The 7,475-nt window shown below is 40.5% G+C and carries 5 protein-coding genes and 2 pseudogenes; 1 reads left to right on the top strand and 6 read right to left on the bottom strand.

What is annotated here, in order from left to right:
• A pseudogene (gene fusA, locus A6M55_RS11665) lies at window positions 1–897 on the top strand (elongation factor G); the annotation flags it as partial.
• Between the two features lie 84 nt (window positions 898–981).
• Here the strand turns inward: fusA and pcaF are convergent.
• From pcaF to pcaB, 6 genes and pseudogenes are all read right to left on the bottom strand, one after another.
• A complete protein-coding gene (gene pcaF, locus A6M55_RS11660; protein WP_064197762.1) occupies window positions 982–2,190 on the bottom strand; it encodes a 3-oxoadipyl-CoA thiolase in 1,209 nt (402 codons plus the stop codon).
• An 85-nt stretch (window positions 2,191–2,275) separates the two neighbouring features.
• Window positions 2,276–3,619, bottom strand: a complete 1,344-nt coding sequence (locus A6M55_RS17230; protein ID WP_082893000.1) for a 3-oxoacid CoA-transferase — start codon at window positions 3,617–3,619, stop codon at window positions 2,276–2,278.
• Window positions 3,620–3,678: 59 nt separating this feature from the next.
• Window positions 3,679–4,857 carry a 4-hydroxybenzoate 3-monooxygenase gene (locus tag A6M55_RS11650; RefSeq protein WP_082892999.1) on the bottom strand — a complete coding sequence of 393 codons (1,179 nt, stop codon included), beginning with the start codon at window positions 4,855–4,857 and terminating at the stop codon, window positions 3,679–3,681.
• Between the two features lie 69 nt (window positions 4,858–4,926).
• A complete protein-coding gene (gene pcaC / locus A6M55_RS17710) occupies window positions 4,927–5,283 on the bottom strand; it encodes a 4-carboxymuconolactone decarboxylase (RefSeq protein WP_409012487.1) in 357 nt (118 codons plus the stop codon).
• 78 nt (window positions 5,284–5,361) lie between these two features.
• A pseudogene (pcaD, locus tag A6M55_RS17705) lies at window positions 5,362–6,057 on the bottom strand (3-oxoadipate enol-lactonase); the annotation flags it as partial.
• Between the two features lie 84 nt (window positions 6,058–6,141).
• The gene (gene pcaB, locus A6M55_RS11640; RefSeq protein ID WP_064197760.1) at window positions 6,142–7,446 is read right to left on the bottom strand and encodes a 3-carboxy-cis,cis-muconate cycloisomerase; all 1,305 of its coding nucleotides are present in this window, start codon (window positions 7,444–7,446) and stop codon (window positions 6,142–6,144) included.
• Window positions 7,447–7,475 lie beyond the last annotated feature (29 nt).

The following is a 7,475-nucleotide window of genomic DNA, read 5'->3' as shown; positions in this document are numbered from 1 at the left end:
CCAATCGTTCTTGAATCAATGGTATTCCCTGACCCAGTTATCGGGTATGCAATTGAGCCTAAGAAAACTGCTGACCAAGATAACTTCTCGAAAGCTATCACTAAGCTTATCGAAGAAGACCCAACGCTTACAGTTGAGTCGAACGAAGAAACAGGTCAGACAATCATCCGTGGTATGGGTGAGCTTCACCTTGAAATCATCATCGACCGTATGCGTCGTGAGTTTAAAGTAGAAGTAAACCAAGGTGCTCCGCAAGTAGCCTACAAAGAAACGATTACAAAAACTGTTGAACACCGTGAAGTTTACAAGAAACAATCGGGTGGTCGTGGTAAATTTGCTGACATCGTTTTCGAACTTGGGCCACGTGAAGATGGAAAAACAGGTTTAGAGTTTGTAAACAATATTGTGGGTGGTATTATTCCAAAAGAATTTATCCCTGCGGTTCAGAAAGGATTTGAGCAAGCAATGGTAAATGGTCCATTGGCTGGTTTCCCAGTTGACTCAATGAAAGTTCGTTTGTTCCACGGTTCTTACCACGATGTCGATTCAGATTCATTATCTTTCGAATTAGCTGGACGTATGGGCTTTAAAGAAGCTGCTCGTCAGGCTGGGCCGAAAATTCTTGAACCAATCATGGCAGTTGAGGTAATTACTCCAGACGAATATACTGGTCCTATCACTGGTGACTTGAACCGTCGTCGTGGTATGATGAAAGGTATGGACACAAAAGCTGGTTCGCAAGTAATCAAAGCTGATGTGCCTTTATCAGAATTGTTCGGTTATGTAACTGACCTTCGTACGATGTCATCTGGCCGTGCAACTGCCAACTTGACATTTGACCACTACGAAATCGTACCTCAAAACATTGCTGACGGAATTGCTAAGAAAAACGCTTAATTCCTCGATTGACGTTTAATCATAAAAAAATCCTCTGTTAGTAATAACAGGGGATTTTTTGTTGGATATCTATTCGATACGCTCTTACACTCGTTCGATAATAACGGCATAGCCCATGCCTACTCCCACGCACATAGAAGCTAACGCATAACGTTTGTTAGTTCTAATGAGTTGATTTACAGCCGCTTGAATGATACGAGTGCCTGACATCCCGAGTGGGTGTCCGAGAGCGATTGCACCACCATTGGGGTTTATTCGCTCATCATCATCTGCCAAACCTAAGTTTCTTGAAACTGCTAAGCATTGGGCAGCAAAGGCTTCGTTGAACTCAATTACATCAATATCACTGAGCGTTAAATCAGCTTTTTGGAGGGCTTTTTGTGTAGCTCCAACTGGTCCAATTCCCATGATACGTGGCTCCACTCCTACTACTGCCGAAGATACGATTCTTGCTTTTGGCTTTAAATTATAGCTTTTTACAGCATTTTCAGAAGCAATATACATCGCTGCCGCACCATCGTTTAGACCCGAAGCATTTCCTGCCGTAACAGTACCATTTTCTTTTTTAAATGATGCTTTTAGCTTTGCTAAACCTTCTAAGGTAGAATTTCCTTTAATAAATTCATCTTTATCAAAAACTGAAATATTACCTTTTCTATCTATCAATTCAACACCCATAATTTCTTCGGCTAAAACACCATTTTGCTGTGCTGCGAAAGCTTTTTGCTGTGAGCGAAGTGCAAATAAATCTTGGTCTTCACGACTGATATTATACATTTCAGCTAAATTTTCGGCAGTTATACCCATGGCATCCGTTCCATACATTTTGTGCATTTGTGGATTCACAAAACGCCAGCCAAAACTTGAATCGAACATTTGCATATCACCACCAAACGGCTTTGAAGATTTGCTCATCACCATTGGCCCACGAGTCATGTGTTCCATTCCGCCCGCAATAAAAACCTCTCCATCCCCCGCTTTGATAGCACGGTTGGCATGAATAACAGCAGACATTCCCGAAGAACACAAACGATTGACAGTTTCTCCTGGAACAGAATAAGGCAATCCTGCCAAAAGCAATGCCATACGAGCCACATTTCGGTTATCTTCACCAGCTTGATTATGGCAACCCAAAATCACGTCTTCGATAGCTTCCAGTGGAATAGTGGGGTTTCGCTTGATTAATTCTTTGATTGGCAAGGCTGCCAAATCATCGGCACGCACTGGCGATAAACTACCACCAAAACTACCGATTGGTGTGCGTATGGCATCTATTATGTATGATTCTTTCATATCGAATTACGATTTACGAATTACGATTTACGAATTACATTATTCGTAATCACAGCGGCGACCCACTCGTAATTCTTTATTAATTTTATAATTTTATGTCAAACTTTGCACTTGTTTTTGCTTTTACTTCTTCTAAAGTAACATTTGGCATTAAACCGATGAGTGTTAATTTTCCTTCTGGATATGCAAAAACTGCCAAATCGGTGATAATCATGCTTACTACTCCCGAAGCAGTTAATGGAAGTACACACGATGGAACGATTTTAGGAGAACCATCAGAATTTGTATGAGTCATCGTAATAATTAGGCGTTTTGCCCCTTTTGCCAAATCCATTGCTCCACCTACACCCAAAAGCGGTTTCCCTGGTACTGCCCAGTTGGCAAGATTGGCGGCTTCGTCACATTCTAAACCTCCCATGATGGCCACGTCGATATGTCCACCACGAATCATGGCAAACGATTCGGCACTATCGAAATAGCTACTTCCTTGCAAGGGCGTTACAGGAATTTTTCCTGCATTTACTGGGTAATTCATTGCTCCACCACCATCAGTTGGAACTGGGCCTACACCCAACATCCCGTTTTCAGTATGGAGAATAATTCCATGTTCTTCGGTGATTAAATCGGCTACTAAAGTTGGAATTCCGATACCGAGATTTACAACATCTCCTTTTTTCAGTTCGGCCAAGGCACGTTTTGCCATGTTCATTCTGACTTCATCTACTTTCTTTGAAGACGAAACCGATGCCGATGTACCTAAATCTTCGAGCGTAAGCGTCGCCTGTACTAAATAATCTACAAAACAACCCTGTGTATGCACATTTTCGGGGGCGATTTCTCCAACTGGTACGATTTCTTCAACTTCGGCAATGACCAAATCGGCAGCGGTTGCCATTGCTTTATTGAAGTTATTTTCAGTCATTCGGTATTGAAGATTTCCTGCGGTATCGGCACGCCATGCACGAATAAACGCTACATTTCCTCTAATTCCTTTGATAAAAACTTGCTCCACGCCATCAATTACTTTAGTTTCTCGGCCTTCAGCAATTTTTGTACCTGCCGATGTTGGTGTGTAGAATCCACCAATGCCTGCCCCACCCGCACGAATGGCTTCGGCGAGTGTACCTTGTGGTAAAAGCTCAGCTTCAACTAAACCTGCCTGCACGGCTTTTACGGCATTGGGGTTTGAAGTAAAAAATGAACCAATTACTTTTTTGAGTTGCCCGTTTGCGAGAAGTCTATCTCCTCCTAAACCTGGTTCTCCAGTATTATTACCAATGAAAGTTAGATTTTTAGTGCCAGTTTCAGCCAAAGCGTGCATGAGATGCACAGGGTTTCCTGTCATCCCGAAGCCTCCTTGTAGCAACACATCGCCATCTTTGACCATCGCAGCGGCTGTGTGTAAATCAATTATCGGAACTTGTTTCATGTAGTCTTTTTTAGATTTTATTGATAAATTATCTGCGAACTGGAAGTTCGCTCCACAGTTTATTCAAACGTCTCAAACGGTAAACCGACATAATTTTCTGCAATGGTTTTTTGATAAGCATCTGATATTCTTAGATAATCAAACTTTGATTTTTGTAATAATTGCTCAAAACTGCCATTTTCGGCTTGTTTGTGGCATAAATAGGTCATAAAGTTTGAGAAATCTTGTACTCGCCAAACTCTTGCTACGCATTTTTTAGTATAATTATTTAGTGATTCTTCACTTTCATTTCTGTAGAAATCGGTAATTCCTTTTGCTAAATTTCTGACATCGGCTACTGCTAAATTCAAGCCTTTTGCACCCGTTGGAGGTACAATATGAGCGGCATCTCCTGCCAAAAACAAGCGTCCAGCTTGCAAATTATCAATCATAAAACTTCGCATGGGCGTAATTCCTTTTTCAAAAATCTCTCCTTTATCAAGTTCAATTCCGAGGCGATTTTCGAGTTCTGCCCAAATTTGCTCGTCCGACCAATTTTCAATTTTTTCATCGTTTGGAACTTGTAGATATAAGCGACAAACTTTCTCAGAACGCATACTTGCCAAAGCAAAACCTTCGTGGTGAAAAGCGTAAATCAATTCATCATAACTCGGTTTTGAATAAGCCAAAATACCCAGCCAACTAAATGGATATTCAATTTTGAATTCGTTATAAGATTCTTTGGGCAATGTTTTTCGGCCTAAACCATGAAAACCATCGGTTCCTGCTACAAAATCACAGTTTAATATGCCATTTTCTCCACCGTGAGTAAACGAAATACTTGGCTTTTCTGTCATAAAATCATTGATTTCGGTTGCTTCTGCTTCAAAAATGATGGTAACATTTCTATCCAAACAAGCTTGTATCAAGTCTTTTACAACTTCTTGCTGCCCATAAATGGTTACTTCTCTTTGCGTATGTTTCTGAAAATCAATGCGTTGCGTAACACCATTATAAGCAATATAACAACCGTGATGCACCAAACCTTCTTGGTGAAGGCGGTCGGCGACCCCTAATTCCTCAAAAACTTCGACGGTATTATGCTCTAAAAGCCCCGCACGAACTCTGTTTTCTACATACTCACGACTACGATTTTCTAAAATTATACATTCGATACCTTGCTTTTGTAGCATCAAGGTCAAAGTAAGCCCTGCGGGTCCCGCTCCAATAATTCCGACTTGGGTTTTTATTGTTTTCATATTTTCTAAATTCAATACAAAATCCTACAGTAGAGACGTTGCATGCAACGTCTCTACGATGTTTATTCATTAATATTTAATACCTAATTCACGAAACACATCTTCGGCGGCATGAATGGCTTCATTGGCCGCTGGTAAACCGCAGTATAAAGCCGATTGCATGATTACCTCTTTGATTTCATCGACCGTAACGCCATTATTGAATGCCGCCCTGACATGCATTTTGAATTCCGTTTGGCGATTGAGTGCAATCAACATGGCCATTGTAATTAGACTACGGTTATGTTTTGAAAGGTTGGGTCTTGTCCAAACTTCTCCCCACGCATAATTTGTTATAAACGACTGAAAATCAGCATTAAATTCATTTATTTTGCTATTTGATCGGTCAACATGTGCATTGCCTAAAACCGTTCTACGGACATGCATTCCTTTATCAAAAGTAGATTTGCCAGTGAAAAATTCTATTAAAGTTTCGGCATATTCTTTCGGCAATTCGGTGGCAGCTAAGTGGCGAGCGTGTAGCACTTTTAGAGTTGCATTCGGAATATTGGCAACCAAAAACTCTGCTTGCTCGACATTTGTAACGGGGTCTTCATCACCTGTGATAACTAAAGTTTCAACGCTCAGATTTTGAAGCTGATTTCTAAAATCGGCATCACGAATGGCACAGCAACAATTAGAATACCCCTGCACATCGCTTCGCAAAAACATGGCGTGTGTTTCAGCTACTTTCTCAGGCTTTTGCTTTCTGAAATCTTCGGTAAACCAACGTTCCATTGTGTCTTCAACGATTGCCTGCATTCCATTTTTTGAAATGGTTTCGATGCGGCCATTCCAACGTTCGTCATTTCCGATTTTTGCTCCTGTATTGCTCAAAACTATCTTTTTGAAGCGATTTGGGTGATTTATACCCAAATATTGACCAATCAAACCACCCATCGAAAGTCCGCAGTAATAAGCAGTTTCGATGTTTAGTTTATTCATTAGATTGATTATATCATTACCCAGTAATTCGATAGTGTATCCTTCTGTGCTGATATTGTTTTTTGAGCCGCCATGTCCACGGGTATCGTATTGCAACACCCTGAAATAGGGTAGCAAGTATGGAATCAGCTCATCCCACATCAACATTTCTGAACCCAGAGAGTTTGAAAAAATTAAAACTGGACTGTTTGGGGTACCTGTTAGTTTATAATTCATAGTTTTATCAATTTTTCGAATGTAGAATGACGAATTTTTCGAATGTCAGTTAAAATTCTACATTCGAGAAATTCGAATCATTCGTCATTTTCCCAATATCTCATCAATTATCTCCAAACTATTTCCAATCGAATTTTCGGCTTTGAATAGTTCTTCAAAATTTGGTAAATCAACTTTCATTTCTTCAAGGATTTCTTTTAGATGTTTTTGTTGAGAAATGGCTAATTTACAGGCTTTTTCGACTAATTCGTGGGCGTTTATTTTACCTATTTTTGTAGCTAAAGCCAACGAAATATTTTCAGCATAAATCAACCCTTTGGTCAATTCGAGATTTTGGAGCATTCGATGCTCATCAACTACTAAGCTCGAAATCAGTTCAAGGGCTTTTTCGATACTTCCTGCCGTAAGCATCATAATTTCAGTTAGAACTTCCCATTCTGAATGCCACAATCCTGCTGAACGCTCGTGTTCTTGGGGCATCGAAGTCAGTAACGAAGCTACCAAATTGGGAATTCGGTTAGCATTAGCCAATATGGCAGCACAAGTAACAGGGTTTCGCTTATGCGGCATAGTACTGGAGCCCCCTTTGCCCTCGCCCGCTCCTTCAAAAACTTCACCAACTTCGGTTTGCATCATCAACGATACATCTTTGGCAATTTTGCCAAGTGATTGGTTCAATATACCGAAAACCGATGCGGCTTCAGCTAAATTATCACGGTTTGCTTGCCAAGAAAATGATGGTTTTAAGTCGAGAATATCGGCAAGACTTTGTTGAATTGGCTTTGATAAATTGGCATTTCCGCTACCAACTGCTCCACCCAGTTGAATGACCAAAACTCGTTTTTGTGTGCTTTTCATTCGCTCTTTGCTTCGCTCAATGCTTTGCAACCATCCTGAAGTTTTAAGGCCAAACGTAATTGGGCGGGCTTGTTGGAGAAGCGTCCGACCAATCATCAATGTACCACGATGCTTTTTTGTAATTTCTACCAATAATTCTGATAATTCCGTCAATTTATCATTTAGCCAGTACCAATATTCCTGCATCTGTAAAACCGTAGCCGTATCTACCACATCTTGGCTGGTTGCTCCCAAATGTACATATTTCGATGCCTCAACGTCATTATTCTTAACAATTCGGGTAAGCTGCTTCACCAAAGGAATGGCGGCATTTCCACCCAATTTTATCTCTGATTTGAGTTTATCAATATCAATAAAATCGACCTGACAGCAACTTTCGATAATTTGGGCAGCTTGGGGCGGAATAATACCATTTTCGGCTTGAGCAACTGCCAAAGCTCCTTCAAAACGCAACATTTGGGCAATCGTCTGACGGTCAGAAAAAAGCTCGTTGATGGTTTTGGAATAAAAATAGTCGGAATATAAAGACATTTACGAATTACGATTTACGAATTACGAAT

The sequence above is a fragment of the Emticicia sp. MM genome (assembly GCF_001649495.1).
Note: the sequence above shows the minus strand (reverse complement) of the source record. Positions and strands in the feature narration are given on the sequence as shown.